Here is a 26923-nt window from a genome sequence, read left to right as displayed (position 1 = left end):
CACCTGTGCGAACGATCGGTCAGCACCGCGACGACCTGGCGGCGTTGCTCGCGCCGGTGGTGGCGGGCCTCGGAGCAGAAGAACTGCCGCTCGACGAACTCGTCGGCGCGGGCGAGGGCGCCGGTGCGGGTGCTGGGTTCGCACACCGCGTGCTCGCGGCGTCCGTCCAGTCGCCCGTTCCGCTGCCGCCGTTCGACAACAGTCAGATGGACGGGTTCGCCGTGCAGGTCGCCGAGGTCGGGCAGCAGGTCCGGGTCGTCGCCCCGATCCCGGCCGGCGTCATGCCCGAGGCGCTCGAACCCGGCACGGCAGCGCCGATCATGACCGGAGCGCGGATCCCGACCGGTGCCGACGCGGTGTTCCCGGTCGAGGCGATCGAGCCCGGTGCGTTCCCGGCGGCGCTCGAGCTGCCCCGGGTGACGGTGCCCGATGACCTCACCGCCGGCACCTTCGTGCGCGTCACCGGCAGCGATCTGCCGGCCGGCGCCGAGCTGGCTCCGGCCGGTTCTCCGATCACGCCGGCGTTGCTCGGGGCACTGGCCTCGGCCGGGGTGACGACCGTCTCGGTTCGCCGAGCGCTGCGGGTCCTCGTCGTGTCGACGGGGTCCGAGCTGCAGGGAGCCGATGCCGACGCGGCGACCATCGGCGACGCGAACGGCATCGCGCTGCGGGCCGCCCTGGCCCAGGTCGGAGCGGACTCCCGGGCCGTCCGGGTGCCCGACCACGTCGCTGCCTTCGACCAGGCACTCGATGCGGCCGTGGGGGACTGGGCCGACCTCGTGCTGACCACCGGGGGCATCAGCGCCGGGGCGTACGAGGTCGTGCGGCAGGCGCTCGAACCCCGCGGGCTCGCGGTGACGCCGGTCGCGATGCAGCCCGGTGGGCCGCAGGCGTTCGGCAGCGTCGTGTTCGGTGGTGACGCCGGTAGCGGTCGCTCCGTGCCCGTCGTGTCGTTCCCCGGCAACCCGGTGTCGGCGCTCGTCTCGTTCGAGGTGTTCCTGCGCCCCCTGCTCGCCGCGGCCGTCGGGCTCACGGCGGACCGGCCCACGCAGGTCCTGCCCGCAGCGTCCGCTGCCGGGTCACCCGCCGGCAAGCACCAGGTCCGTCGCGGCCGGGTGCAGGACGGGGCCGTGCACTTCGTCGGTGGGCCGAGTTCGCACCTGCTCGTGCACTACGCCGCCGCCACCCACCTGGTGCACGTCCCCGTCGGCGTCGACACCGTCGAGGTCGGCGACCCCCTGACCGTCTGGAGCCTCCGATGACCGAGCAGTCCCTGTCCGACCCCGGCTCGTCCCGAGCCCAGGCCGACACCGAGTCCGACGACCTCTCGCACGTCCGCGCCGACGGCAGTGCGCACATGGTCGACGTCTCCGCGAAGGACGTCACCGACCGGTCGGCCACCGCCACCGCCACCGTCGTCACCCGCCCAGACGTCGTCGCACGCATCCTCGACGGCTCGCTGCCCAAGGGCGAGGTCGTCGGCACCGCCCGCATCGCGGCGATCATGGCGGTGAAGAAGACCTCCGACCTCATCCCGCTGTGCCACCCGCTGCCCATCGCCGGCGTGCAGGTCGACATCACCGGCTCCGACGACCGCGTGCTGATCGAGGTGTCGGTCCGAACGACCTCCCGCACCGGCGTCGAGATGGAGGCCCTGACCGGGGCGAGCGTCGCCGCGCTGACGGTGTACGACATGGTGAAGGCCGTCGACCGAGCGGCCGTGATCACGGACGTGCGCGTGCTCGAGAAGCACGGCGGACGCTCCGGGGACTGGAGCAACCGATGACCGCCGAGCCGACCAGGGGCCGGGGCGCCGTCGTCGTGGTGTCCACGCAGGCCGCCGCCGACCCCGAACTCGACCGCACCGGACCCGTCATCGCCGACTGGCTGCGCGAGCACGGGTTCACCACGAGCGAACCGATCATCGTCCCCGACGGCGGCGCGATCACCGAGACCGTCACCGCCGAACTCCTGGCCGACGCCCGGGTCGTCATCACCACCGGCGGCACCGGGGTCACCCCGACCGACCGGACCCCCGAGTCGGTGGCGGGGCTGATCGACCTCGAACTACCCGGCATCACCGAGGAGATCCGTCGACGCGGGCTCACGGGTGCCGGCCCCACCGCGCTGCTCACCCGCGGCGTCGCCGGGGTCACGAACGCCGGTTGCCTGCTCGTCACCCTGCCGGGGTCGCGCGGTGGGGTGTCCGACGGGCTCGCCGTGCTCGACGGTGTGCTCGACCACGTCGTCGCCCAGGTGCACGGCGAGGGCCACGCCCCGCGGAGCGCCTCGTGAGCAGCACCGAGGCCGCCGCACGGGTCGTGCTCGCCGACGTCGTCGACCGCGACATCAGCGTCGACGAGGTCGCAGCCGTGGTGGCCACCGAGCAGGACGGCGCCGTGGTGACCTTCGCCGGCATCGTCCGAGACCACGACGGTGGCAAGGGCGTCACCGCACTCGACTACGAGCGGCACCCCAGTGCCGACGACGTCATCACCGCGGTCGCCCGGACCATCGCCGAGGACCACCCCGACGTCCGGATCGCCGTCCTGCACCGCGTCGGGGCGCTCGGCATCGGGGACGTCGCGCTCGCCGCAGCGGTGTCGTCGTCGCACCGGGCGCAGGCGTTCGCGGCGTGCGGTGCCCTGGTCGATCTCGTGAAGGAGCGCGTGCCGATCTGGAAGCACCAGCGGTTCACCGACGGGACGGACGAGTGGGTCGCGGCGCTGTGACATCTGCCGAACGGCCGAACGCCGGACTGACAGCGGTGGAACGCCGGTGGGTCGAGTCCGAGGAACGCGCTCGCGCCGTCTCGGCGAAGTCCCCGGGAGCTGTCCTGCAGGTCCGTTGGTTCGTCCTGGCGACCGTGCTGGTGTTGGTGGTGCTCGGCGTCGGGGCGATAGTCCTGCCCACCGGCTCCGACGCGCGCTTCGCCCTCTCGGCGGCGGTCGCCGCACTGGGCTTCGTGGCCGGTATCAGTGAGGCCGTGCAGGTCGGCATCCGCCGGAGACGGAACGGGGTGGCAGCTCGTCCTGCGCCGGTGCTCGCGCCGTTGCAGCAACGCGAACAGCGCGCGGTGACCGCGGCTGCAACCGGGCGGCGCGCTGTCCCCGCCGACCGGTTGATGATCGTGCGGGCTCGAGCCGTCGAACTCGCCGACGGCACCGGCCTCCAGCTGACCGTGGGTCTCGTCGCCGTGTGGGCGGCGATCGCGTTCTCCGGCGTCACGTTCTGGCCCGTCTACCTGGCGGGTGGCATCGCCGCCGCGGGGCAGTTCGCATGGACGGCACGGTTCGCGGTGCTCGCACGCCGGTACCTCGACGCCGACCCTGTGCACCTTCGCAACCACGACGCTCGTTCGGGGAATGGTGAGACTCCAAGCGGATCCATAGAATCGCGAACATGAGCGTCTTGCTGCCCGGGATCACCGTCATCCTGCTGGTCTTCGCCCTGATCGACATCCTGACGAAGACGGATGACCAGATCCGCGGCCTGCCGAAGATCGCGTGGGTGATCCTCGTGATCCTGGTCCCCGTCGTCGGCAGCATCGTCTGGTTCGCCATCGGCCACGACTGGGCTCCGGGCGAACGGAACCACGGTCGCTACATCGAGCCGACCCGCCACGAGGACCGCTACGCCACCCTCGGCGACGCCCGCAGTGCCCACGGCACGAAGCGCGTGACCGGCACCGAGCAGGAGCTCGCCGAGCTCGAGCGCGAGATCGAGTACTGGGAGGCGCAGGCCCGCCTCAAGCGTGCGAAGGAAGCCGCGGGCGAGGGCGACACCGCTCCCGCGAGCTGAGCCGGGCCTCCAGGCCGACGCACCGTGCGCGGTCCGTCGACTGGTGCGAGGTTGCGCGCTCCGTGTGCCGCTACAAGCTCGCACCGAGCGGGCAACCTCGCACCACTTGAACAAGCGCGCACCGTGCGACCAGAGCCGGTCGGCCAACCGCTCCAACAACCCGCGCCGCACACGCCACCCCGCTGCGCCACCTACCCTTGACGCGTGGCACATCTCCTCGGCGCCGAGAACCTGCATCTCGAGTTCCCCACCAAGGTCGTCTTCGACAACGTCACCCTCGGCATCGACGAGGGTGACCGGATCGGCGTCGTCGGCCGGAACGGCGACGGCAAGTCGACCCTCCTCGCACTGCTGTCCCAGCGACTCGAGCCGGACGGCGGCCGCGTCACGCACCGCCGCGGGCTGACCATCGGCTACCTGGACCAGCGCGACATCCTGCCCGAGGGCGCGACCGTCGGCAGCACCGTCGTCGGCGACCTCGAGGAGCACGAGTGGGCCGGTGACCCGAAGATCCGCGACATCATCGGCGGTCTCGTGTCGGACATCCCGTGGGACGTCAGCGTCGACGAGCTGTCCGGCGGGCAGCGTCGCCGGGTGGCACTCGCGCGGCTGCTGGTCGGCGACTGGGACGTGTTGTTCCTGGACGAGCCGACGAACCACCTGGACGTCGAGGGCATCGAGTGGCTCGCCGGGCACATCAACCGCCGCTGGTCGTCGAACCAGGGTGGCATGGTCGTCGTGACCCACGACCGGTGGTTCCTCGACGCCGTGTCGACCGACACGTGGGAGGTCCACGACGGCGTCGTCGACCCCTTCGAAGGTGGCTACGCCGCGTACATCCTGCAGCGCGTCGAGCGTGACCGGCAGGCGGCCACGATCGAGCAGCGCCGCCAGAACCTGGCCCGCAAAGAGCTCGCGTGGCTCCGCCGCGGCGCCCCGGCCCGTACAAGCAAGCCGAAGTTCCGCATCGATGCGGCGAACGCCCTGATCGACGACGTCCCGCCGATCCGCGACACCGTCGCCCTGTCCCGCACCGCGACCGCGCGCCTCGGCAAGGACGTCGTCGACCTGCTCGACGTGAGCGTCTCGTTCGACGGCACGCAGATCCTCGATCGCATCGAGTGGCGCATCGCTCCGGGGGAGCGGACCGGCATCCTCGGCCCGAACGGCGCCGGCAAGTCGACGCTGCTCAACCTGGTCTCCGGTCGGCTGCAGCCGACGAGCGGGCGGGTGAAGACCGGCAAGACGGTGCAGGTCGCGGTGCTCGACCAGCAGCTCGCCGACCTGCAGCAGTTCGCCGACGACCGCGTGCGCGAGGTCGTGGCCCGCAAGAAGACGAGCTACGTCGCCGACGGCAAGGAGATGACGCCGTCGCAGCTGCTCGAGCGGCTCGGCTTCACCTCGGAGCAGCTCTCCACGCCCGTCAAGGACCTGTCCGGTGGGCAGAAGCGGCGCCTGCAGCTCATGCTCATCCTGCTCGACGAGCCGAACGTGCTGATCCTCGACGAGCCCACCAACGACCTCGACACCGACATGCTCGCCGCCATGGAGGACCTGCTCGACACCTGGCCCGGCACCCTGCTGGTCGTCAGCCACGACCGGTACCTGCTCGAGCGGGTCACCGACCAGCAGTACGCCGTGCTCGGCGGGCACCTGCGCCACCTGCCCGGCGGCGTCGACGAGTACATGCGTCTGCGCGAGGCCGGCACCGGTGGCGGGACCGCCTCTGCGGCTGCCGCCGCGTCTGCCGGGAGGCCCGACACCGTCGGCGGGACCGGTTCGGCCGGTGCCGTGGCCGGGTCCACTGCCGCTGGTGCGTCCGCCCTGTCGGGCGCGGACCGGCGAACGGCCGAGAAGGAGATGTCGGCGCTCGACCGGAAGATCGCGAAGGTCGGCGCGGACCGCAAGAAGCTGCTCGACCAGTTCGCGACGCACGACCAGTCCGACTACGCCGGGCTCGGCGAACTGCAGTCGAAGCTCGGTGCGCTCGAGGCCGAGGTCGAGCAGCTCGAGGAGCGCTGGCTCGAGGTCGCGGAGCTGCTCGGGGTCTGAGCCGGGCTACTCGACGGACGCGGGGTCGACCGCGTCCTGGCTTGCGTCCGTCGGTGTCGCGTCCTCGGGCGCCCCACCGCCGGGGTTCGCCACGACCTCCCACAGGTGCCCGTCCGGGTCCTGGAAGAAGCCAGACCACATGCCCCACGGTCGCGTGTACGGCGGCTCGAGCATCGTGGCGCCGGCTGCCTGCGCCCGCTCGAGGAACGCCTCGGCCTCGGCCTGACTGCTCGTGAAGTGGCCGATCGTGCTGCTCGGTGCCGTGGCCAGCTGGACACCGGAGTCCTTCGTCATGTCGTCTCGGCCGTAGACGCTGACGATCAGCCCGTCGTCGAGGGTGAACATCGCCGTGGTGCCGCCGGCCTGCGTCTCGGTGGCGGGGTACTCGGTACCGATGACGCCACTGCCCTCGATGCCGAGCAGCGCGCGGTAGAACTCGGCCGATCGTGCAACGTCGGCGACGGCGAGGGTGATGGCGTGCATGCGCCGCACGCTACGCCGGGGCAGCTCGGCCCGTGTGACGCTGTCGGTCAGTCCCCGAGACCCAGGATGAGTCGGCGGAGCAGCCCGGCCAACTGGCCCTGCTCGTCGGCGGAGACCCCGGACAGGATGTCCCGCTCGGCGGCCAGCAGGTCCGCGATCGCCGCGTCCACCGCCACCCGGCCCTGGCTCGTCAGCGAGACGAGGATGCCGCGGCCGTCCTTCGGGTCGGTCCGTCGCCCCACGAAGCCGCGTGCCGCCAGACGGTCCACCCGGTTCGTCATCGTGCCGCTCGACACCAGGGTCTGCTGCAGCAGGGTCTTCGGGCTCAGTTCGTACGGCTCACCCGCCCGCCGCAGGGCCGACAGGACGTCGAACTCCCACGGCTCCATGTCGCTCGCGTCGAACGCGGTCCGCCGGGCGCGGTCCAGGTGCCGGGCGAGCCGGTCCACGCGAAACAGCACCTCGAGCGGGCCGAAGTCGAGGTCGGCACGCTCACGACCCCACGCCGCGACGATGCGATCGACCTCGTCCTCATGCGGCATCCCTCCATCTTGGCCGAACCCGGAGCGGACAGCCAGCCTCGTGGGTCGTGGGAAGATGGAGGAGCACCTTCGGGTGCGTTCCGCCTTGGTGTAATGGCAGCACGACGGCCTTTGGTGCCGTTAGGTCCGGGTTCGAATCCTGGAGGCGGAGCGGGGTCTGCAGGCGCGCAGGGTCTTGGAATGGGAATCCGAAACCAGCGGGACGCCTCTCTGCACGCTTTGCGTTCATCCGAGAGTTTCGTTGATGCCGTTACCCCGCACCGGCAGACTCGATGGATCGCCGCCTGTCACCGGTCGTCGTTAGCCTCGAGTCACTGCCCGCCAGCGAGCGCGGGCTTCTGAAGGAAGAGTCGGACCTTGACAGCGCAGAACGTCACTCTGAACATCGTCCTCAATGACGAGCTTGCAGCCGCCCTGGTTTCTCGACACGGGGACACCGAGTACGCAGAGCACCCTGAGCGGTTCAGTGCGACGGGGTCGACTTCGGGCCTGGAGCTCACTGACCCAGCGCTCGAGCAGGGTTCCTTGTTGTACGTCACTGGCATCGCCGATGCGATGCTGCTCGCCTCGTACGAGGAAGCGCGCGGGTACAAGACCGTTCATCTCATGCACGTCACGGACGGACGAGCCGTCCTGTCATCGCGTCCAGCTGTTGCGCCTCCACGCTGATCGGTGGCGTTCTCGCTGCTCACCGTGAGCTGACCGACCGCAGGGGGGCGCTGCAGCCGTCCAAGGATTGCGCGGGGTTGCCTTTCTCGGTTGTGGTCGTCACTATAGTGATGCATGCGTCACGATAGTGACAGTGGTGCTTCGATGTCAGGAGGGCGTCGTGCAGCTGCAGAGCCCATTCGCGGCGTTGTCGAGCGGACTCGATGGTGACGTTCTGATGGTGCTGAGTGGCCTGTCGGACCGACCCTTCACGGTGTCCGCTGTCCAGCGGCTCGTCCCCGGAGGCCGTTCTCGAAACGGCGTGAAGAAGGTGCTTGACCGTCTGACGGAGCAGGGCATCGTTGTGTTCGACGACATCGGCGGCGTGAGCACGTACGCGCTCAACCGAGACCATCTCCTCGCGTCGGCGGTCCTCGAGGTGGCCGGAGCTCGTACCCGCTTCCTCGACAGGGTCCGCGGGGAGATCGCATCGATTCCGGTCCGCTACGCAGCGTTGTTCGGCTCGGCCGCGCGAGGTGCGATGCGACCGGACAGCGACATCGATCTGTTCTTCGCCGTGGATGCCGTTTCGCGGACGGAAGCTGAGGACCGCATCTACGACCTCACCGTTGCCGTTCATCGGTGGACCGGCAACCAGGTGAACCCCATCGTGTACGACGTCTTGGGGGTCACCTTCGATGACCCGCTCATCGGTTCCATCGCGAGTGAGGGCATTCCCCTCGTGGAAGACCGCCGATGGCTCCAAGCCCACCTCAGGAAGGCCGCACGTTGACTCCACCGAAACTGCCGTCGACCACTGACGGCGACGGCGCTTTCATGCGCGGTCGGCTCGAGAAGGCCACGGGCTTCCTCGAGTCAGCCGAGACACTGTTCGAGTTCGGTGCCGAGGACGGGATCCTGAGTCCGACGTCCCCTCATGCCAACTCCTTCGTCGACCTGTGCGTCGACGCAGGGATCGCCGCGGCAGATGCCATCTGCATCGGCAAGACCGGAATGTACAGCAGTGGGGCGAGCCACAACGACGGCGTCTCGATCCTGCGGGATGCGACGGACCGGCCGATCGCGAAGCACCTCGAGACGCTCGTTCGGGTCAAGAACAAGGCGGCCTACAGTGCGAGGTCAGTGGACGCATCGGACATCCACAATGCCGGTGCGGCCGCCCGCGCACTCGTTGCCGTCGCGGAGGATCTGGTCTGACAGCTCACCGTTCGATGCGGAACCAAAAGCAGCTTTCCTGTGGAGTGATATCGCTGTGAAGGTATAGTACTCGTGGGACGGCACTCGTCGCCCCACGAGCAGAGGACCACCCATGGCGACCACGCCGCACCACCGCCCACGCGTCCTGATCACCGGCGCGAGCATCGCCGGCCCCGCGCTGGCGTGGGGACTCGACCGATCGGGCTTCGACGTCACGCTGCTCGAGCGGTCACCGGAGCAGCGAACCACCGGCCAGAACATCGACGTCCGGGGGCTCGGGCGCGAGGTCCTCGAGCGCATGGGTCTCCGCGACACCGTGATGCAGCACCTCACCGGCGAAGCGGGCACCCGGTACGTGGACGAGCACGGCACCCCGTACGCCACGTTCCCGAAGACCGAGGGCCAGGACGGTCCGACTGCCGAGATCGAGATCCTGCGGGGCACGTTCGCCGGGATCCTCGTCGATGCGCTGCCGGACACGGTCGGCCGCCGCTACGGGGACTTCATCGCGGGCGCCGAGCAGGACGGCACCGGGGTGAACGTCCGCTACGACAGCGGCGCTCAGGAGCGGTTCGACCTGGTCGTCGTCGCCGAGGGCCGCAGCTCGCGCACCCGTCGGATCCTGTTCGCCGACGAGACGGAGTACCGCGACCACGGCGTCAGCATCGCCTACGGCACGCTCGACCGGATCGGCAGCGACACCGACCACTGGGACTGGTACACGGCGCCGCGTGGACGTGTCGCGTCGATCCGACCCGACAACGAGGGGACGATCCGGGCGAGTGTGTCGTTCGAGTCGGAGTCGATGGGCTTCGAGCAGCTCCCCGTCGACGTGCAGCTGCGGATCCTGCGCGAGCGCTTCCGGGGCGCAGGGTGGCAGACGGGGCGGATCCTCGACGGGTTCAGCGAGCGGTCCGACGAGTTCTACACGCAGCGGATGGAGCAGGTCGTGGTGTCGCGATGGAGCAAGGGTCGGATCGCCCTGCTCGGTGACGCGGCCTGGGGCTCCGGGCCGACCGGCATGGGCACGACGCTGTCCCTGGTCGGCGCGCACATCCTGGCCGGGGAACTCGCTCGGACGGTCGAGCCGGCCGTCGGCGCTGATCACGGGTACTCGATCCCGGACGCTTTCGCGCGCTACGAGGAGATGCTCCGCGGGTACGCCGACAGCGCCCAGGGGCTTCCCCCGGGCGGTGCGCGCCTGCTGCACCCGTCGTCGAAGGCGGGCGTCCGCGCGGTGCGGGCGGCGCTCCGGGTGGCGTCTTTCGGTCCGGTCCGCGGCTTCGCCCAGAAGTACCTGCTGACGAGCGAGAAGCACGTCCCCGTCCTGCCGCACTACCCGACACTGCAAGGGGCCCGGAAGGCGGCAGAATCGATCGCATGACCGACCTGCGCTCCCAGACCCTCGAGGCGCTCCGCCACTACGCCGTCCGGTACCAGGAGTCGGCGCTCCACTTCGCAGCATGGATGGAGCTGCCGACCTCGGACGGCGTCGCGCTGGGGGAGATCCTCTGGGCGGAGACCGAGGGCGAGCCGATGACGGGCACGCGGCTCGCCCGGCGGATCGGGATGACCTCAGGTGCGGCGAACGCGTTGGTCAACCGACTGGAGGAGCGTGGGTTGATCATGCGGAGCCGCGAGAGCGCGGACCGTCGGGTCGTCACTCTCCGCGTCACCGAGCTCACCCGGGAACGCAGCAGTGGGTTCCTCGGGTCACGTGCCGCGGAGCTCGATGAGGCGATCGGTTCGTACGACGACGACACGTTGACGGTGGTGCGCGACTTCCTGCTCCGCTTCGCCGCGGTCCTGCCGCAGGAGACGGCCGCGTCGAAGCACTGACGGAACCGACCCGGTCAGTCGCTCGTCACCACGAACTCGGCGCGTAGTCCTTCAGGAAGACACCGAACACGTCCTCGCCCGCTTCACCCCGGACGATCGGGTCGTAGACACGGGCGGCTCCGTCGACCAGGTCGAGCGGCGCGTGGAAGCCCTCTTCGGCGAGCCGGACCTTCGTGGGGTGCGGCCGTTCGTCGGTGATCCAGCCGGTGTCGACGCTCGTCATCAGGATGTTGTCCGTCTCGAACATCTCCTGCGCGCTCGTGCGGGTGAGCATGTTCACGGCGGCCTTCGCCATGTTCGTGTGCGGGTGACCCGGCCCCTTGTACGCGCGGCCGAACACCCCTTCCATGGCGCTGACGTTCACCACGTAGGTGCGGCGTCCCGTGCTCGCGGCCATCGCGGGGCGGAGCTTCGAGATCAGGATGAACGGCGCCGTGGTGTTGGCCAGCTGGACCTCGAGCATCTCGAGCGGGTCGACCTCGTCCACCTGCTGGGTCCACGAGTTCTCGTCGTGCAGGTCGGGGACCAGGCCACCGGCGTCGATGGCGGTGCCCAGGGCGAGCCGTTCGAGCGAGCTCGATCCCGGCGCCATCGCCTGTTCGGTCAGCTCGTCGGCTCGGGCTGCGGCGGCCGCGAGGATCGGGTGCGCGGCAACTGAACGGGCGAGCGCCAGCGGGTGCTGGTCGTTCGTGTGCCCGAAGGTCACGAGTTCGGGCAGCGGTCCGTCGGGCAGCGGCGCGAGTTCCGCGTCGACGAGCGGCTGGTAGGCGCCGGTCGACCGGCGCACGGTCTGCGTGGCGTTGTTGATCAGGATGTCGAGGGGACCGGACGCGGCGACGTCCTCGGCGAGCCCGATCACCTGGGCGGGGTCGCGCAGGTCGATGCCGACGACCTTCAGGCGGTCCATCCAGTCGGCGGAGTCGGGCAGGCTCGCGAACCGGCGCACCGCGTCGCGGGGGAACCGCGTGGTGATGGTGGTGTGGGCCCCGTCGCGCAGGAGCCGGAGCGCGATGTACATGCCGATCTTCGCGCGACCGCCGGTGAGCAGCGCCCGCTTGCCGGTCAGGTCCGTCCGGGCGTCGCGCTTCGCGTGGCTCATGCGAGCGCACGCCGGGCAGAGCTGGTGGTAGAACGCGTCGACGACCGTGTAGTGCTGCTTGCACATGTAGCAGGGCCGTGACTTCAGCAGCGTGCCCGCGGTGGTCGACGCGGTCGAGGCGCTGATCGGGACGCCGCGGGTCTCGTCGTCGATCCGGTCGGCGGCCCCGGTGGCGGTGGCGGCGATCACCCGGCGGTCGGCCTCGGCGATGACGCCGCGCTTCTCGAGCCGGTGCGCACGCTTGACGGCCTTGAACATCTTCGCGGTGGCCTGACGGACCCGGATGAAGTCCGGGTGCGTCTCGTCGATCGACGGCAGCTGCTCGAGCACCCGGAGCGCGACGGTCAGGTCGTCGGGGTCGATGCCGCTGGGTTCGGGGTGCTCGGAGCTCACACGCGATCCTACGTCGGGACCGAGGGCCGATCAGACGAGCTGCCGCTCCATGCACACGCTCGTCGGATCGTCGACGTACGGGCCGAACCGGGGGATGTCCGCGTACCCGGCCTTCCGGTACAGCGCGATCGCCGCGGCCTGCGGCAGGCCGGTCTCGAGCCGGACGGTCCCGATGCCGACCGCGCGGGCACGGTCGTGCAGGGCGTCGAGCAGCCGCGTCCCGACGCCGAGCCCACGCGCGGCGTCGCTCACGAACATGCGCTTGACCTCGCCGGTGCCGTCGCCGGCGTCGACGAGCGCCACGGTGCCGAGGGCGGTGCCGTCCTCGCGCGCCACCAGGAACGTGACGTCGGGCTGGTCCAGGTCGTCGACGTCGAGGGCGTGGTAGTTCTCGGCCGGGTAGAGGCTCAGTCCGTAGTCGTCGCCCTGCTGCAGCAGGTGCAGGACGTCGTCCTGCCGGGGGCTCTCGATCCGCACGGTCAGCACCGTCACACAGTAGCGAGGACGACGAGAACAGTGAGCAGACGAGGCCCCCGGCCGACGGCGATCAGGCCAGGAGTCCCTCGCTGACCTCCCACAGCCGGCGCGCGTCGTCGGCGTCGAGCATGGCCGAGTTCGCGTTCGACGGGATGCGGTCCGCGGTGAGGGGCAGGACCCGGTCGTCGATCACGGCGACGTCGCTGTCCTTCAGGTAGACCCCGCCGACGCCGTCGAGCAGCGGGCTCGCAGCACCGAACACGAGCGTCGCGGCGCCCTGCTCGACGGTCTTCTTGCCGACCTCGGGATCGATGACGGTCACCCCGTGGTCGTCGACCAGTCCCTGCTCGCGGTACGACGCGAGCACCGTCGGGTCGTGCGGGCCGGGTCCGATGATGACGCCCGGGTGCGCCGCGAAGGCGCGGATGCCCTGGTCGGCGTACCGCCGGTCGAGTTCCACCGTGAACAGGACGTTGGCGCGCTTCGACTGGCCGTACGCGGTGACCGGGTCGTACCCGTGGGCGAACGTCAGGTCGTCCCACCGGATCTGCCCGAACCGCGCCGCGCCGGAGGTGACGGTCAGGACCCGCGCACCACGGGCCTCCAGGAGGGCGGGGAGGAGCGCCCGCGTGAGCTGGAAGTGCCCGAGGTGCGTCGTCGAGAACGCCAGCTCGTTGCCGCGGCCGTCGAGTCGGCGGTCCGGGGTGAAGAGCATCGCGGCACTGTTCACGAGCATGTGCAGCGGGCGGCCGGAGGCCGACCAGCGCGCGGCGAAGGCATCGACCGACGACGGATCGGTGAGGTCGAGGGCCTCGACGTGGACGCCGGGGATACCGGCGACGGCGGAGGATGCCCGGTCGACGTCACGTGAGGCGACGGTGACGTCGGCGCCTGCCGCCGCGAGGGCGCGGCTGGTCTCGCGGCCGAGCCGGCTGTGTCCGCCGGTCACGACGACGTTCCGGCCGGTCAGGTCGACGCCGTGCAGGACGTCGGCGGCAGTGGACGCGGCGGTGAAGCCGCTGGGCAGGGGGTGCTGGTCGGTGATCACGAGTGGTGCTCCTTCGATTCGATGTGGCCGACGGCGGCAGCAGGGCCGGCCGAGCCCGCGGCAGCAGAGCCGACGGCGGCTGTAGGGCCGACGGCGTCGGCGATCGCCGACCACGCGTCGGGGTCGAGGCCGAGCGCGGTCCGGAGGAACGCCGTCGTGGTGTGGCGGACGAGGTCCACACGCTCGGGGCTCTCGTCCGTGGTGGCGGCCGACTCGTAGTCCTGGATCCCGCCGAGCAGGTGCTCGCCGCCGTGGAGTGTCACCAGGTGCCGCGCGCCGGGGCTCAGGTGGTAGACGTCGGTGAACCAGTCCGGGCCTCGCGTCGAGAGCTGGGACTGGTCGTGGTCGCCGGCGACGACGAGTGACGGGGTGTGCAGCTGGCTGAAGTCGGGGCTCATGAACGCGAAGTGCTCCTGCGCGAACGGCACGAGGTCGCCGCGCGCGATCCCGGTGGTGGACAGCAGGACCCCGGCGCGCACGCGGTGGTCGGTGCGGTCCTCGCCCGGCTGTCCGTCGGCGTCCAGGACGCGGGCCCCGAGCAGCATGCCCACGGACTGTCCGCCCCACGAGTGTCCGACCGCGGCGATGCGTGCGGTGTCGACGCGCCCGCTCAGGCCGGGGACCGCGTCGATGATCTGGTCGAGGTCGTCGAGCACGCGCTCGAGGTCGTCGACCCGCGTCCGCCAGATGGTCGGGTAGCGCGGGTCGTCGAGCGTCAGCCCGTAGGACTTCGCGTCGAGGAACGTCGGTTGGACGACGACGAAGCCGTTCGCGGTCCAGTGGTCGACCAGGGGGTCGCCACCGGTCATGGACTGGCCGAAGCCGTGGGCGAAGACGATGACGGGCAGGTCCGTGCCGGTCGTCGTTGCCGTGATCCGGACCTCGAGGTCCTGACCGCGCGAGGGTGCGGGGAGTGTGACGGGGCGCACGCTGATGACCTGTGGTCGGGGTGCTGTGGGTGCCATGGGGGCCTTTCCGGGATGCCGTGTCGCCCGCGGACGGAGCGACCGTCGCCTGAAACGGAGCGACGTTCCGGAACGATACGGAACAACGATCCGGATTACAAGGCGAAGCGGAGCACTGTTCCGCATCGCGTCGGCGTCGTGCGATGATCGAGGCATGAGCACCCCGTCGACCGACCCCGCGCCGCGTCGCCGTCGCGACGTGGAGCGCAACGAGCGCACGATCCTCGACGCCGCTGCCGGGGTCTTCGCCGCCTCGGGCGTCGGTGCACCGGTGCGCGAGGTCGCCACCGCCGCTGGGGTCGGAGTGGGCACGCTCTACCGGCACTTCCCGACCCGTTCGGACCTGGTCGTCGCCGTCTACCGGCACCAGATCGAGGCCCTGGTCGACGCGGGGCCGGCGCTGCTCGGCTCGGAGCCGACACCGTTCGCCGCCCTGCTGCGCTGGGTGCACCAGTTCGTCGACTTCCTCGGCACCAAGCACGGTCTGGCGCGCGTCTGGGAGGGCGACGCCGACGGCTTCACGGCGCTGCACACCCTGTTCGTCGACGAGCTCGTGCCCGTGCTCGGCCGACTGCTCGACGCCGCGCGGGCGTCCGGCGAGGTGGCCGCACCGACCCCGCCGTACCAGCTGCTCCGGGCCGTCGGCGACCTGGTGGCGTGGAGTCCCCAGGACCCCGACTACGACGTCCGGACGATCGTGACCCTCCTGGTCACCGGGCTGCGGCAGGCGCAGCCGACGGTGACCGACAGCGCGTAGCCGGCCACGTGCACCGGTCGCGACCGGCACCGGACTGGAGGCGCGGTGCGGGCCCGTCACGGGCCTCCCGTCCGGCATCGTGACCGTCTCGGGCCGCACCAGCGCCGTCGGAGCGCCCCGCTCAGCGTCGGCCCGGCTCCGCGGGGTCGTGCTCGGTGTCCTCGTGCTCCGGCAGCACGTCGACGTCGGTGACCGTGTACCCGAGTGGCACCTGGCCCAGCGCGAGCAGGAGTGCCGTCCGCCGGTCGTCGTGCTCGGTCTCGATCACCCGCCGCTCGGTCGGCACGACGACGAGCCGGACCCGGTGCGTCACGGGTGCCCCCAAGCTGCGGTGCCGCGCAGGCGTCGCCCGGTGCGCTGACCACGTCGCCGACGCAGCAGCAGGTGCCGCACCGCGAGCAGGTGCGGGAACTCGACGAGCATCCCGACCACGATCGCCGTGGTGACCAGGGGCTGGTGGGGGAGCGCGGCGCTCGTCAGCCCGATCATCAGGGGCGCGTTGCGGGCCGCCGTCGTCATCGCGAGCAGTGCTGTCCTCGGGTACGACAGGGCGGCGAGGCGTGACGCGGACTCGGCGGCGACGTACATGACGGCGAAGAACACCACTGCGCACCCCAGCACGGCGACGAACACCGGCAGGTTCGCCAGCAGCAGCCGGATGTGCGAGGCGAAGAGGCCGGCGACCATCGCCCCGACGATCCACGGGATCGCCCGGCCGGGCAGCGCCGCGGCGCGGGCTCGAGTGCCGGTCGGCAGCAGTGCGATGCCGAGGCGGATCGCCACGGCGATCGCGACGGGCAGGACGAACCACTGCAGCAGGGTGCCGACGGTTCCCACGGCATCGATGCCGGCGTTGCCGCCGAGGACCGTGATCCACACCGGGAACAGGAGCAGCTGGGTGACCATGTTGATCGGCAGCAGGGTCGCGCCCACGGCGGTGTCACCGTCGCTCAGGCGGGTGAACGCCAGGAACCAGTCGGTGCAGGGCGCCAGGAAGTACAGCATCACGCCGAGTTGGACGGCCGGGTGGCCGGGCAGGGCCACGCGGGTCAGCAGGAAGGCGACGAGCGGGGCGAGCAGGAAGTTCATGCTCCAGGCGATGCCGATGACCTTCCACGCGCCCGGTGTCCGGGGCAGGCGGTGGAGCGGGACGTCGACGAACAGGGCGACGACCAGGGTGATCACCAGCAGGTCCACCACGGAGCCCATGGCGTCACCGCTCGACGGCGAGACGCCGCCGATCACCGACCCGAGCAGGATGGCACCGCCGACGATCGCGGGGGTGGCCCAGAGTCGTGCACCGGCGGGGCGGGCGGGCCGCTGTGCCGGCATCAGCACGCGCATTCGACACCGCAGCAGCTCAGGTCGTCGGTGAGCATCCCGGCGTCGTCCCACTCCTGCAGCGCACCGCAGTCACGTCCGGCCCGTTCGCCGATGACGCGGGCGACGTGGGCGAACCGCTGCCGGAACTTGTACACGAAGCAGAACTGCAGCCCACCGTGCCGGAGCGCTGTGCCGGCCAGGAAGAGCCCGGGCGTGGTGGTCGACTCGTCGTCCTCGGTGAGCAGCGGCCACCCGTCCGCGCGGGTGTCGAACAGGCTCGCGGCCGGCCCGAGCCCCGGGCCGTACCCGGTGGCGAGGATCGGTGGTGCGTCCGCCACCAGGGCGCTTCGTCCGGCGACCCCGACGGAGAAACCGTCGCCGGACCGCTTGATGCCGGTGACCTGGCCGTCGTCGACCAGGGTGAGGCGTCCGCTGGCCCGCGCGACGGCGAGCCGCTGGCGGGTCCGCGGGGCGAGTCGGAACGACGGGTCCGATCCGCTGCCGGCGTCCCAGGGGTGGGACGGGTCGACGACCGTCACCGTCGCCCCCTGTTCGACGTGGTGGCACGCCAGGTCGATGCCGGACTCGAACCCGCCCACGACCACCACGTGCCCGGGCCGTGCCACCCAGGCTGTCTCGGCGGAGGCGTGCACCCCGAGCGACGTACCGGCGCAGCGGGGCAGGGTCGGGTCCGAGAACTCGCCGCCGGCCCAGACCACGTTCCGGGCGACGACGGGGCCGCGGCTGGTGGCCACGCGGAAGCCGTCGTCGTCCGGCTCGATGTGCTCGACCTCGGTGTCCGGCAGGGTCGGCAGGTGGAAGGCGGCGACGACGCCACGCAGGTACCGGGCGTACTCCGGCCCCGACGGGTAGTCCGTCGCCAGGCTGTAGGCGGGTGAGGTGCGCGGGTGGACCGCGTTGAGGTCGGTGGCCCCGAACCCGTTGCCGGTGAAGGACGGTGTCAGGAACCGCTGGTGCTCCGGCCATCGCTGGAACGTGTCCCCGACGACGCCGCGGTCGACGACGCCGAACAGCAGGCCGTCGACGGCGTGGAGCGCCAGGCCGGTGCCGATGCCGGCCGGTCCGGCTCCGACCACGAGGGCATCGAGGGTCTCGGTGGGGTGTGGTGCTGGCATGGGGTCGGTCTTCCCAGCAGCTGTGGCTGCGTCGGTGGAACGGCCACCGTGCTGTGACCGATGCGCACCATCTTAGTGAGAACCGTTATCAACATGCCATCGTGGCATCAGCCGACCGGCGACGAGTACAGCACCGCCAGGGTCGCCACCAGCCCGACGACCACGATGCCGAGGTCGAGGACGGCCAGGGTGACGAGTCGGGCCCGTTTCGGCCGGACGGCGGCTCGCACCACGACCATCGTCACGAACAACAGGGCCACGAGCACCAGGGCGGGCCAGCCGATCGCCGGCGCCCGGATCGCCATGAGCACCATCACGGCGGCGACGATCACGGCCGTGACGGCGCCCCACACGAGCCAGTTCGAGCCCGAGGCCGTGCGGAGCGCGGGCTGGTCGCCGACGCGGGTGGGATCGGGGCGGCGGGGCTGTTCGTCGGACACGAGCCGGACGGTACGCGGCGGACCCTGCCCGTGCCCGCAGCCGCTCGGACACGAGCGGCGGCGCATACCACTCGGCCACGAGAGGATGGGGTGTGCACACCGCCGCGACCATCCTCGACGCCGTCGTCGCCCACGTCGACGCGACGGGGTTCGCCGCACACGGCATCCACGTGCGCACGTGGACCGGGGCGACGGACACCGACGACGTCGCCGAGCACCGCTGGACCCCCGACGTCCGACGCGAGGTCCACTCCGTCGCCAAGGGCGTCTGCGTCCTGGCCGCCGGCATCGCCGCCGACGACGGCCTGGTCGACGTCGACGAACCGATCGCCGGGTACCTGGCCGGCACCGGCCTCGCCCTCGGCGACGGCGTCGACCGGGTCACCCTCCGCCACCTGCTCACCATGACCAGCGGGATCGACATGCCCTGGTCGGCGACCGAGCTGACGGACTGGCCGGACCTGGCGGCCGAGTTCCTGCGGCGACCGTCCCGCGGCCGGGTGTTCCAGTACGCGAACGCCAGCACCTACACCGCGATGCGCGTGCTCGAAACCCGGGTCGGGGACGTCGGTGCGTTCGTCGCGGAACGGCTGTTCGCGCCGCTCGGCATCCAGGACGTCGATTGGCAACGCTGCCCGAACGGGTTCGTCGCCGGCGGTGAGGGGCTGGCGCTCCGCACCGAGGAAATCGCCCGCCTCGGACGCCTGATCCGCAACCGCGGGATGGTCGACGGACAGCGGATGGTCAGCGCGCGGTGGTGCGACGCGATGCACACCGACTGGGTCGAGCGCGAGGGCACCGGCCCCGGCTACGAGCGGTACGCCATGGCCGGCTGGGGTGGCCCCGGGCGGCTCTGGCGGCTGCACGGTGCGTACGGCCAGATGCTCCTGTTCGACCAGACCGAGGGCGACACCGGCACCGGCACCGTCGTCACCGTCACCGCCGACGACCACCCCGGCGCCGACGCGCTCGCCGCCTTCGTCGCCGACGAGCTGTCCCGGCAGGTCCCCCGCCCCTAGCGGTTCCGACGACCCGACCTGCACGTCCGAGCGCGCCCGGCGTGGGAGGATCGGTCAGTGCAGCAGCAACCCGTCGCGATCATCATCGCGGCCATGAGCGAAGAGGTCTCGGCCTTCGCCGACCTCTTCGGCGGTGTCCCCGTGCTCGACGGCCCCGTCGGCGGCCACGACCCGCACCAGCTGCTCGACATCGGCGGCGCCACGGTCGTCGTGCGCCGCAGCGGCATCGGCTTCACGAACGCCACGGCCGCGGTCGCCCACGGCTTCCACGACTTCGGGCCGGGCATCCCGGTCATCAGCGTCGGGACCGCCGGCGGGCTCATGCACGGTGTCGCCATCGGTGACGTCCTGGTCGGCGACCGGTACGTCAACCTCAACGCCGACGCCACGGCGTTCGGCTACGCCCTGGGCCAGGTCCCCGGCATGCCGACCGGCTACGCGCCGGACGCCCGGCTCGTCGAGCTCGCGATGGGGGCCGACATCGCGTGGCCACTGCGGTCGGCGACGATCGGGTCGAGCGAGGTCTTCGTCACCGAGGGCCGCGCCCGCACTCTCCGGGTCGCGTTCCCCGAGGTGGCCGCCGTCGACATGGAGTCGGCGGCGATCGCGCAGTTCGCCCACGTGCACGACATGCCGTTCGTGTCGGTCCGGTGCATCAGCGACCTCTGCGCGCCGGACGGTGCCGAGTTCCGTGAGCACCTGGACGACGCCGCGGCGCGCGCAGCGCGCGTGGTCCACGACCTGGTGCTCGGCCTGCGTTCCTGAGTCCGCCCGCGCGCTCCCTCAGCGCTCGATGACGCGCCACTCGCTGACGAACGTCGTGACGTCCTTCTCGTTCAGGTCTCGTTCCACGGTCTCGAGGAGCCGTTCGGCCTGATCCGCGTCTCCGGCTCGCGTCCGGAGGACCTCCGCGCCGTCGTCACGACGGCGGACGACCAGGTCGAAGCTCGGCAGGAAGTCCTCACCGGCACCGCCCATCGCGGCCAGGGCCAATGCCGCCGTGGTCCGGGCCAGACGCTTGAACGAGCTCTGCCGGGAGTCCTCCAGGGCCACCTGCAGGACCTCGCCGGCCCGAGTGCCGCCGCTCACGCGACGACTCCCACGGCACGGAGGCGTCGGACGGCGAGCCGGTCAGCAGCTCCGGGCGCTGCGCCGAGGGCGTGCGACGCGACCGTGACGTCGCCGTGACGGAGCAGGCAGACGCCGGCGTCCCGTGTCTGCCCGCTGTGCCAGATCAGCCCGTCGCGGTGCTCCCACGCCAGGAAGTCCGGCTCGATGCGTCCGATCCCCACGCCGAACTGCAGGAGGTCGGACATGGTCGACCAGATCCCGCCGGCCGGTGCGTAGGGACCTGATCCGATGGTCCAGGGTTCGCGGGGGCGGCCCCGCCACGATCGGAGCAGCGTTCGTCGGTCGGGTGCCGGGTCGAGGGTGGCGCTGGTGATGCCGAGCGGAGCGAGGACCGTCCGCTCGACGACCGTGGACCATCTTTCCTGCGCGACGTGCTCGAGCAGCCGACCGAGCACCGCGTAGCCGAGGTTGGAGTAGTCCCGCTCACCCGGTGTCGTCGGGGTCTGGCGCAGCGCGCGCGTGATGTCCGCCTCGGACACGTCCGCGTACGGATCGCCGACGACCCCGGCCGACATGCCCTGGTGCACCCGGGGCAGGCCCGAGCGGTGTCGGATCAAGTCGTCGACCGTGTAGGTGGCGTCGTCGGGGACGTCCGGCAACAGGTCCCGGGCGGGGGTGTCCCGTGGGATGTCCCGTTCAGCGAGGAGGACGAGCACGGCGGCGGCGGTCACGGTCTTCGTGACGCTCGCCCACTCCACTAGCGCGTCCGCTTCGTAGTGATCTCCGAGGTCGGCGGTGACGTCGCCCCCTGCGTCGATGATCACGGCTCGGTTCGCAGCGGTCACGCTCGTACTCCTGATCTGGTCGTGTCGGGAACTGGTGTCGAACCCCGCACCCCGCTGGGGCGGAAGCGGAGCGGTCCGATGGATGAACGCGCTCGGACGAGCACGCGCTCGACGTGCCCACTCACGAAGACCAGGTCGCAGGCAACCATGATCGCAGCGAAGGCGGTCAAGCCCATGAAGAACGCGATGCTCAGGTGGAACGCGGTCATCATGAGCACGGCCGGGAGACGGCCTCGTCGGAAGATGATCAGCACCGGGAAGGCGATCGAGCTGAGGACGGTTCCGTACGCACCCAGGACGAGCAGCGTGTCGGAGGCGAAGAGCAGCTCCGTGACCCCCGGGAAGTAGAAGTCAGGCACTCGGAGGATCGAGTAGAGCGCCGTCCCGTCCTGCCAGAGCGGGCCCTGCACCTTGTAGAGGCCGGACATCAGGTAGACGACGCAGATCTGACCGGCGATGAGTAGGAGACCGGTGTTGTGCAGGGTCGAACGGACGAGTCCGGGTGTGCTGACCCGCGGCCGGATGTGCACGCCCAGTCGGGAAGTGCACTCGGTGAGCACCAGTGCGGGGACGACGATCATCTGCAGGTTGTCTCCCCCGTCCAGCAGCGCCGGGTTCTGGCCGTAGGTGGACCAGAGGAGCACGTAGTGGACCGCGATCGCCCAGCGGCCGCCGAAGCCGATGGTCACAGCGGCCGCGGCGAGGATCGCAGCGTGGAAGACGACCTCGAAGTACACCGGCGAGTCGGACAGCGAGTAGAGGTTGAAGGTGCCGAGCTCCCGCGTCGTCGCGGCGACGGCAGCGCTCCCGTAGACGCCGTCCGGCCCGAAGAAGAGGTGCCGTTGGCCGTAGTCGCGGAGGTAGTAGACGAGTGCCAGCACGCCGACGACGATCCGGAGGACGGCGAGGGCAGTGGCTGCTCGTGGAGCCGCGGTCATCCAGACGGTCAGTTGGACGAGTGCTCCTCGGATCGCGCTCACAGCTGCGTCCATCCCGAGTCGAAGTACGTCACGTCTCCTGTTGCGCTGAGGTCCCGCCTGCTCGACCAACCGGGGAGAACGTGGAACACGTAACGCAGCTCGACCGCGCGGACCGCATCGCCGCCGCAGGCGTCCGGTCGGACACCGACGCTGTACCTCGCGAGCATCATCTGAGCACGCTCCTGCGCCTCGGTCTCTTCAGCGGTTATCTCCTCCGCGGTCGTGGAGTCGAGGACACGCTCGTCTCCCTCGGCGCGGATGTCCTTGAGGATCGGGTCTTCCTTGAACCGTTCGAGGATCCCGTTCCCGATGATGCGGGACTCCCTGCTGGGGAAGACGCGCTGCCGTTGCAGCGCCGTGATCACCTCGGTCGTGACGTCTTCGAACTTGGTCTCTGATCCGTCCTCGCAGCGGAAGCGTGCGGCGAACCCACGTTCCTCGCTGAGGGGGTCCGGCGCGAACAGGCTCCAGTTCTGCGGGAAGTGGGGCAGCATGACGGTGCTCACCGGACCGGCGAACCGGAACGTCAGCGGGGTGGTCGGTCCGGCGAGCAAGAGCGCAGAGCCGACGAAGAGTGTGACCACTCCGAGGCTCAGCGCGACCGCAGCACCGCGCAGGCGGCGGCGCACAGGGCGGTTCTCCGGCTGATCGAGGTCAGTTGGCATTGGGGGTCTCCTTGGGGAGGCCGGGCGGCGAGCTCCATGCTCACCGCCCGGCGACTGCTCAACGGTCGAAGTACGCGTCCTGCAGTGCACTCGCGTCGGCGTTCACGGGCGTCGAGGCGAGGAAGCCGAGTCCCTGCAGGAACGACCCCTGACGTGCTGCCTGCGAGACCGCCTGCGGAGCCTTGGCAGCGGTGAACCCTCGCGCGAGTGCGGTGGCGACGGCGACCGGCGCAGCAGGCTGAGCACTGCTCTTGGCTGGCGTGCCGACCGACGCAGCCTGCGCGACGACCGACCGTTCTGCGGTGTCTGCCGCGGTTGCTGCTGAGGTTCCGATCGATCCCGCACCGATCACCACGGCCACGGCAACTCCTCCGAGGAGGACCCTGCGATTCTTGTTCTTCATCTCCGAGCTTTCCCTTCCGCCGTTATCAGCGGTTCGAGCTCGGGGTGCCCACGCACGTGCACATGCTGCTTGCCCCCCAAGCAATGTACGGATTTTCAGAAAACATCCGAATGAACCGTAATCTAGCCATGCGCTGCACCAGAGGGCAAGAGGCAGATCGTCACTTGTTCAAACGGGAGCGACGATCGCGATGAGCGTGAGGAGGGGGACGATCCGCTCGGCGGGGATCGCGTAGCGAGACCGTCCCGCGGGCACGAGCCATCCGGCATCTGCCAAGAGGTGCACGTGGTGGTAGATCTGTCCCGTGGTACCCATGCCCGGTGCTGCGGCGAGGTCTGCGACGCGGTCCTCGCCGTTGTGCACGAGTTGGAGGATCCGGAGCCGGAGCGGATGGCCGAGTGCCGCCATGCCCGGTGCGAGGGAGTCCCACTGCAGCGCTTCCAGATCGCCAACCGCGGACCCGACCTGCCACTCCGTCTGGCGGTTGTCAGAGGTCGGCACCAGGCCGGCGTACACGACGGACGGCGATTCCGCCCGACGGAGCCCGTCGAGCACCCAGAACGTGGACGCGGTGTCGTCGTCACCCCGCCGGTCGGTTGCCAACGCCTCGAGCGCTGTCAGCCGTTCGTTGATGGCCGCGAGTGACGTCGCGACGTCGGGTGTCTCGCCGGTCATGAGGGGATCCTAGTTCGGCGTGGACGAGCACCCCGGTGCCGGAGGGGCGCGATCCGGCTCTCGGCACGACCGGTATTGCGTTCCACGGACGTTCCGGGACGGATCGCGAACCCGGGTGGAAACCGCTCGTTAGCCTCCATCTCGGGGGGCCAAGGAACCACGGCCAATCACACAGGGAGATCAGCCATGAGCGCCTACACGAGCGACGAGAGCGTCGAACCAGCACGCATCACCACCTTCAAGCGCGTCCGCAAGCAGTGGCGTCGGACGGGTGAGGTCGGCTACACGCACAGCGGCAGCGACTTCTTCCGCGACGACGCGCCGGAAGCGGTCCAGCGGTAACCAGCGGCAGCGACGAAGTGCCCGTCAGGAGCGATCCTGGCGGGCACTTCTGCGTCAGCGACCGAGCTGGTCCCGCAGGTACGGCGCGGTCCGGCTGGTGGTCGACGCGGCGACCTCGGCTGGCGTGCCGGAGGCGACCACCTGACCACCCTCGACACCGCCGGACGGGCCCATGTCGATGACGTGGTCGGCACTCGCGACGACGTCCATGGCGTGCTCCACCACGACGACGGTGTTGCCCGTGTCGGTCAGGCGGGCGAGCTGGGCGGTCAGCAGCTCGACGTCGGCCGGGTGCAGACCGGTGGTGGGCTCGTCGAGCAGGTACAGGGTGTGGCCGGTCCGCGCGCGCTGCAGTTCGGTCGCGAGCTTGATGCGCTGCGCCTCGCCGCCGGACAGCTCCGGGGCGGGCTGACCGAGGCGCAGGTAGCCGAGCCCGACCTCGCGCAGGGTCTCGAGTCCGCGCCCGGCTGCGGGCAGCGGCGCCAGGAACGGCGCCGCTTCGTCGACGGTCATGCCGAGGACGTCGGCGATGGACGCCCCGTTCCACCGGACCTCGAGCGTCTCGGCGGTGTACCGGGAGCCGTGGCACTCGGGGCACGGGGCCCAGCTGCCGGGCAGGAAGAGCAGTTCGACGGACACCGACCCTTCGCCCTGGCAGACCTCGCACCGGCCGCCGGCGACGTTGAACGAGAACCGTCCGGCGCCCCAGCCGCGGGCCTTGGCCTCGTCGGTCTGGGCGAAGGCGGCCCGGACCGCGTCGAACAGGCCCGTGTAGGTGGCAAGGTTCGAGCGGGGTGTGCGGCCGATCGGCTTCTGGTCGACCTGCACGACCCGGTCGACGATCGGGTGCGACGTGGCGACCCCGGGCAGGACACCACCCACGAGCGACGACTTGCCCGAGCCACTCACCCCGGTGACCGCGGTCATGACACCGAGCGGCAGGTCGACGTCGAGCCCCCGCAGGTTGTGCAGGGTGAGGTCACGGAGCTCGAGCGTGCCGATCGGGGCGCGGACGGCGCGGTCGACGGTCGGCTGCCGGGGTTCCAGGAAGCGCCGGGTGACCGAGGCCTCGACCTCGGCCAGGCCGGCGACCGGTCCGCTGTACAGGACCGTGCCACCGCCGCTGCCCGCCCGGGGGCCGACGTCGACGATCCAGTCGGCTCGGCGCACGATGCTCATGTCGTGCTCGACGACGAAGACACTGTTGCCGCCGGCGCGCAGGTCGTCGAGGACGTCGACGAGCGACTCGGCGTCGGCGGGGTGCAGTCCGGCACTCGGTTCGTCGAGCACGTAGACGACGCCGAACAGGCCGGAGCGGAGCTGCGTCGCGATCCGCAGTCGCTGGCTCTCACCGGGGGAGAGCGTCGGCGTGGCGCGGTCGAGCGCGAGGTAGCCGAGCCCCAGGCCGACCAGGACGTCGACGCGGGTCAGCAGGTCGCGGGAGATCGCCACGGCGACCTCGGTGTGCTCGCCGGACGACGCCCGTGACGTCGCCGCTGCCGCGTCGGTGATGCTGGCGATCGGGCGCAGGACGTCAGCCAGGCCGGTCAGCGGCAGGGCGTTCAGCTCGGCGATCGAGTGGCCGCCGATCGTGACCGCGAGGGCCGCACGGGTCAGACCCGTTCCGCCGCACAGCCCGCACGGGCCGGACTCGACGAACTGCAGCACCTTCTTGCGCTGGGTCTCGCTCTGCGAGTCGGCGAGGGTGTGCAGCACGAACTGGCGAGCGCTCCAGAACCGGCCCTTGTATGGCTTGGCCACGCGGTCGCGCTTCGGCTGCACCTGCACGACGGGCTGTTCCTCGGTGAAGAGCAGCCAGTCACGGTCCTCGCGCGACAGCTCACGCCACGGGCGCTCGATGTCGTAGCCGAGCACCGCGGTGACGTCCCGCAGGTTCTTGCCCTGCCACGCACCGGGCCAGGCGGTGATCGCGCCGTCGCGGATGCTCAGCGACGGATCGTGCACGGCCGAGGCCTCGGTGACCTCGTGCGCGGTCCCGATGCCGTGGCACCGCGGGCAGGCGCCGGCGACGGTGTTCGGCGAGAAGGAGTCTGACTCGAGCCGGTCGGCGCCGGACGGGTGCGTGCCGGCACGCGAGTAGAGCATGCGCATCGAGTTCGACAGCGTGGTCATGGTGCCGACGGTGGAGCGGGAGCTCGGGGCGCCGCGACGCTGCTGCAGGGCGACGGCGGGCGGCAGTCCGGTGATCGAGTCGACGTGCGGGGTGGACCCCTGCGCGATCAGGCGCCGCGCGTACGGGGCGACGGACTCGAGGAACCGGCGCTGGGCCTCGGCGAAGACGGTGCCGAAGGCGAGCGAGGACTTGCCGGACCCGGAGACGCCGGTGAACGCGACGATCCGGTCGCGGGGGATGTCCACGTCGACGTCGCGCAGGTTGTTCTCGCGGGCACCACGGACGCGGATGAAGTCGTCCGGCCCGGGTCGGTCGTCGGTCTTGGTCGAGCGAGGAGCGGGCATTCGCTCGATCGTAGGCTCGGCCACTGGGAGAAGCAGTGCCGCCGGCGGAACCGGGAACGACGAAGAGCCGCTCCGCCCTGATCGGCGGAGCGACTCTCCGTGTCGTGCGTGGTGCTGGTGTTGCGGTGGTGCGGGGGTGTTACTTGATCTGTGCGGTGATGGTGGCCGTGCCGACGAGGAGGCCGCGCTTGACGGCGTCGGTGCCGAAGGTCTTGTTCAGCAGG

At 70.9% G+C, this 26923-nt stretch carries 33 protein-coding genes, 1 tRNA gene and 1 pseudogene; 18 read left to right on the top strand and 17 right to left on the bottom strand.

From position 1 onward, the window contains the following. The first annotated feature begins 5 nt into the window (after positions 1–5). From ASF75_RS04825 to ASF75_RS04795, 8 genes and pseudogenes are all read left to right on the top strand, one after another. On the top strand, positions 6–1262 hold the full coding sequence (locus tag ASF75_RS04825; RefSeq protein WP_056069234.1) for a molybdopterin molybdotransferase MoeA: 1257 nt from the start codon (positions 6–8) through the stop codon (positions 1260–1262). Continuing rightward, positions 1259–1786, top strand: coding sequence for a cyclic pyranopterin monophosphate synthase MoaC (gene moaC / locus ASF75_RS04820; protein ID WP_056069231.1), 528 nt, complete (start codon positions 1259–1261; stop codon positions 1784–1786). Before ASF75_RS04825 ends, moaC begins: the two co-directional genes overlap by 4 nt. After that, positions 1783–2295: a molybdenum cofactor biosynthesis protein B gene (locus tag ASF75_RS04815; protein ID WP_056069228.1), complete on the top strand. Its 513-nt coding sequence runs from the start codon at positions 1783–1785 to the stop codon at positions 2293–2295. Before moaC ends, ASF75_RS04815 begins: the two co-directional genes overlap by 4 nt. Further along, complete coding sequence (locus ASF75_RS04810) at positions 2292–2732, top strand: molybdenum cofactor biosynthesis protein MoaE (protein ID WP_082509455.1); 441 nt, start codon at positions 2292–2294, stop codon at positions 2730–2732. Before ASF75_RS04815 ends, ASF75_RS04810 begins: the two co-directional genes overlap by 4 nt. Beyond that, the gene (locus tag ASF75_RS04805; RefSeq protein WP_156463783.1) at positions 2729–3406 is read left to right on the top strand and encodes a hypothetical protein; all 678 of its coding nucleotides are present in this window, start codon (positions 2729–2731) and stop codon (positions 3404–3406) included. The genes ASF75_RS04810 and ASF75_RS04805 overlap by 4 nt, the downstream gene beginning before the upstream one ends. Continuing rightward, positions 3403–3801, top strand: a complete 399-nt coding sequence (locus tag ASF75_RS04800; protein WP_017886167.1) for a PLDc N-terminal domain-containing protein — start codon at positions 3403–3405, stop codon at positions 3799–3801. The genes ASF75_RS04805 and ASF75_RS04800 overlap by 4 nt, the downstream gene beginning before the upstream one ends. 204 nt (positions 3802–4005) lie before the next feature. Continuing rightward, positions 4006–4474: pseudogene (locus ASF75_RS18310) on the top strand (ATP-binding cassette domain-containing protein); the annotation flags it as partial. 56 nt (positions 4475–4530) lie between these two features. Further along, positions 4531–5853 carry an ABC-F family ATP-binding cassette domain-containing protein gene (locus tag ASF75_RS04795; RefSeq protein ID WP_411910164.1) on the top strand — a complete coding sequence of 441 codons (1323 nt, stop codon included), beginning with the start codon at positions 4531–4533 and terminating at the stop codon, positions 5851–5853. Between the two features lie 6 nt (positions 5854–5859). Here the strand turns inward: ASF75_RS04795 and ASF75_RS04790 are convergent, their stop codons facing one another. Next, positions 5860–6336 (bottom strand): VOC family protein, encoded by a 477-nt coding sequence (locus ASF75_RS04790; protein WP_156463782.1) that lies wholly within the window; start codon positions 6334–6336, stop codon positions 5860–5862. A 47-nt stretch (positions 6337–6383) separates the two neighbouring features. Further along, positions 6384–6878 (bottom strand): MarR family winged helix-turn-helix transcriptional regulator, encoded by a 495-nt coding sequence (locus ASF75_RS04785; RefSeq protein ID WP_056069218.1) that lies wholly within the window; start codon positions 6876–6878, stop codon positions 6384–6386. A gap of 79 nt (positions 6879–6957) precedes the next feature. Here ASF75_RS04785 and ASF75_RS04780 point away from each other — a divergent pair. The 6 genes from ASF75_RS04780 (at position 6958) to ASF75_RS04755 (ending at position 10583) form a co-directional block, all read left to right on the top strand. Continuing rightward, positions 6958–7029, top strand: a tRNA-Gln gene (locus tag ASF75_RS04780). A 206-nt stretch (positions 7030–7235) separates the two neighbouring features. After that, a complete protein-coding gene (locus ASF75_RS04775; protein ID WP_056069214.1) occupies positions 7236–7547 on the top strand; it encodes a hypothetical protein in 312 nt (103 codons plus the stop codon). 160 nt (positions 7548–7707) lie between these two features. Then, positions 7708–8319, top strand: a complete 612-nt coding sequence (locus tag ASF75_RS04770; RefSeq protein WP_156463781.1) for a nucleotidyltransferase family protein — start codon at positions 7708–7710, stop codon at positions 8317–8319. Then, positions 8283–8744, top strand: a complete 462-nt coding sequence (locus ASF75_RS04765; protein ID WP_156463780.1) for a hypothetical protein — start codon at positions 8283–8285, stop codon at positions 8742–8744. Before ASF75_RS04770 ends, ASF75_RS04765 begins: the two co-directional genes overlap by 37 nt. A gap of 112 nt (positions 8745–8856) precedes the next feature. Then, on the top strand, positions 8857–10128 hold the full coding sequence (locus ASF75_RS04760; protein ID WP_056069205.1) for an FAD-dependent monooxygenase: 1272 nt from the start codon (positions 8857–8859) through the stop codon (positions 10126–10128). Further along, complete coding sequence (locus ASF75_RS04755; RefSeq protein WP_200942676.1) at positions 10125–10583, top strand: MarR family winged helix-turn-helix transcriptional regulator; 459 nt, start codon at positions 10125–10127, stop codon at positions 10581–10583. The genes ASF75_RS04760 and ASF75_RS04755 overlap by 4 nt, the downstream gene beginning before the upstream one ends. A 25-nt stretch (positions 10584–10608) precedes the next feature. Here ASF75_RS04755 and ASF75_RS04750 read toward each other — a convergent pair whose 3' ends face one another. From ASF75_RS04750 to ASF75_RS04735, 4 genes are all read right to left on the bottom strand, one after another. Beyond that, the gene (locus ASF75_RS04750) at positions 10609–12075 is read right to left on the bottom strand and encodes an SDR family oxidoreductase (RefSeq protein WP_017886157.1); all 1467 of its coding nucleotides are present in this window, start codon (positions 12073–12075) and stop codon (positions 10609–10611) included. Between the two features lie 30 nt (positions 12076–12105). Beyond that, positions 12106–12561 (bottom strand): GNAT family N-acetyltransferase, encoded by a 456-nt coding sequence (locus ASF75_RS04745; protein WP_231564042.1) that lies wholly within the window; start codon positions 12559–12561, stop codon positions 12106–12108. 61 nt (positions 12562–12622) lie between these two features. Next, positions 12623–13600, bottom strand: coding sequence for an SDR family NAD(P)-dependent oxidoreductase (locus tag ASF75_RS04740; protein ID WP_056069203.1), 978 nt, complete (start codon positions 13598–13600; stop codon positions 12623–12625). After that, on the bottom strand, positions 13597–14565 hold the full coding sequence (locus ASF75_RS04735) for an alpha/beta hydrolase family protein (RefSeq protein ID WP_056069200.1): 969 nt from the start codon (positions 14563–14565) through the stop codon (positions 13597–13599). Before ASF75_RS04735 ends, ASF75_RS04740 begins: the two co-directional genes overlap by 4 nt. 154 nt (positions 14566–14719) lie before the next feature. On the opposite strand from ASF75_RS04735, the gene ASF75_RS04730 reads away from it, so the two are divergent. Then, positions 14720–15322, top strand: a complete 603-nt coding sequence (locus ASF75_RS04730) for a TetR/AcrR family transcriptional regulator (protein WP_017886153.1) — start codon at positions 14720–14722, stop codon at positions 15320–15322. A 121-nt stretch (positions 15323–15443) separates the two neighbouring features. Here ASF75_RS04730 and ASF75_RS04725 read toward each other — a convergent pair whose 3' ends face one another. The 4 genes from ASF75_RS04725 to ASF75_RS04710 form a co-directional block, all read right to left on the bottom strand. Beyond that, positions 15444–15635 (bottom strand): hypothetical protein, encoded by a 192-nt coding sequence (locus ASF75_RS04725; protein WP_017886152.1) that lies wholly within the window; start codon positions 15633–15635, stop codon positions 15444–15446. Continuing rightward, positions 15632–16654 (bottom strand): arsenic resistance protein, encoded by a 1023-nt coding sequence (locus ASF75_RS04720; RefSeq protein WP_162243005.1) that lies wholly within the window; start codon positions 16652–16654, stop codon positions 15632–15634. Before ASF75_RS04720 ends, ASF75_RS04725 begins: the two co-directional genes overlap by 4 nt. Then, positions 16654–17781 carry an NAD(P)/FAD-dependent oxidoreductase gene (locus tag ASF75_RS04715; RefSeq protein ID WP_056069196.1) on the bottom strand — a complete coding sequence of 376 codons (1128 nt, stop codon included), beginning with the start codon at positions 17779–17781 and terminating at the stop codon, positions 16654–16656. Before ASF75_RS04715 ends, ASF75_RS04720 begins: the two co-directional genes overlap by 1 nt. 107 nt (positions 17782–17888) lie before the next feature. Then, positions 17889–18221, bottom strand: coding sequence for a hypothetical protein (locus ASF75_RS04710; protein WP_056069193.1), 333 nt, complete (start codon positions 18219–18221; stop codon positions 17889–17891). Between the two features lie 92 nt (positions 18222–18313). Here ASF75_RS04710 and ASF75_RS04705 point away from each other — a divergent pair, with 92 nt between their 5' ends. Further along, positions 18314–19240 (top strand): serine hydrolase domain-containing protein, encoded by a 927-nt coding sequence (locus tag ASF75_RS04705; protein ID WP_056069190.1) that lies wholly within the window; start codon positions 18314–18316, stop codon positions 19238–19240. Positions 19241–19297: 57 nt separating this feature from the next. Next, the gene (mtnN, locus tag ASF75_RS04700; RefSeq protein WP_082509451.1) at positions 19298–20005 is read left to right on the top strand and encodes a 5'-methylthioadenosine/S-adenosylhomocysteine nucleosidase; all 708 of its coding nucleotides are present in this window, start codon (positions 19298–19300) and stop codon (positions 20003–20005) included. An 18-nt stretch (positions 20006–20023) separates the two neighbouring features. Here the strand turns inward: mtnN and ASF75_RS04695 are convergent, their stop codons facing one another. The 6 genes from ASF75_RS04695 to ASF75_RS04670 all read right to left on the bottom strand — a co-directional run bounded on the left by ASF75_RS04695 (position 20024) and on the right by ASF75_RS04670 (position 23879). After that, entirely contained in the window at positions 20024–20329 is a 306-nt protein-coding gene (locus ASF75_RS04695) for a hypothetical protein (protein ID WP_042537783.1), read from the bottom strand. Then, entirely contained in the window at positions 20326–21156 is an 831-nt protein-coding gene (locus ASF75_RS04690) for a serine hydrolase domain-containing protein (RefSeq protein WP_056069188.1), read from the bottom strand. The genes ASF75_RS04695 and ASF75_RS04690 overlap by 4 nt, the downstream gene beginning before the upstream one ends. After that, on the bottom strand, positions 21153–22136 hold the full coding sequence (locus ASF75_RS04685) for an HTTM domain-containing protein (protein WP_052481673.1): 984 nt from the start codon (positions 22134–22136) through the stop codon (positions 21153–21155). The genes ASF75_RS04690 and ASF75_RS04685 overlap by 4 nt, the downstream gene beginning before the upstream one ends. Further along, positions 22133–22801: a DUF5819 family protein gene (locus ASF75_RS04680; RefSeq protein WP_156155286.1), complete on the bottom strand. Its 669-nt coding sequence runs from the start codon at positions 22799–22801 to the stop codon at positions 22133–22135. Before ASF75_RS04680 ends, ASF75_RS04685 begins: the two co-directional genes overlap by 4 nt. Before the next feature lie 58 nt (positions 22802–22859). Beyond that, the gene (locus ASF75_RS04675) at positions 22860–23204 is read right to left on the bottom strand and encodes a hypothetical protein (RefSeq protein WP_156463779.1); all 345 of its coding nucleotides are present in this window, start codon (positions 23202–23204) and stop codon (positions 22860–22862) included. A 168-nt stretch (positions 23205–23372) separates the two neighbouring features. Beyond that, the gene (locus ASF75_RS04670) at positions 23373–23879 is read right to left on the bottom strand and encodes an ArsR/SmtB family transcription factor (RefSeq protein WP_052481672.1); all 507 of its coding nucleotides are present in this window, start codon (positions 23877–23879) and stop codon (positions 23373–23375) included. A 186-nt stretch (positions 23880–24065) separates the two neighbouring features. Between ASF75_RS04670 and ASF75_RS17565 the strand changes: the two genes are divergently transcribed. After that, entirely contained in the window at positions 24066–24221 is a 156-nt protein-coding gene (locus ASF75_RS17565; RefSeq protein WP_017886146.1) for a hypothetical protein, read from the top strand. 54 nt (positions 24222–24275) lie between these two features. On the opposite strand, the gene ASF75_RS04665 is transcribed toward ASF75_RS17565, so the two are convergent. Next, positions 24276–26699 carry an excinuclease ABC subunit UvrA gene (locus tag ASF75_RS04665; protein WP_056069184.1) on the bottom strand — a complete coding sequence of 808 codons (2424 nt, stop codon included), beginning with the start codon at positions 26697–26699 and terminating at the stop codon, positions 24276–24278. Positions 26700–26923: the final 224 nt, after the last annotated feature.

Source organism: Curtobacterium sp. Leaf154 (assembly GCF_001424595.1).
Lineage (GTDB): Bacteria > Actinomycetota > Actinomycetes > Actinomycetales > Microbacteriaceae > Curtobacterium > Curtobacterium poinsettiae.
This window is presented reverse-complemented; position numbering and strand designations above follow the sequence as displayed.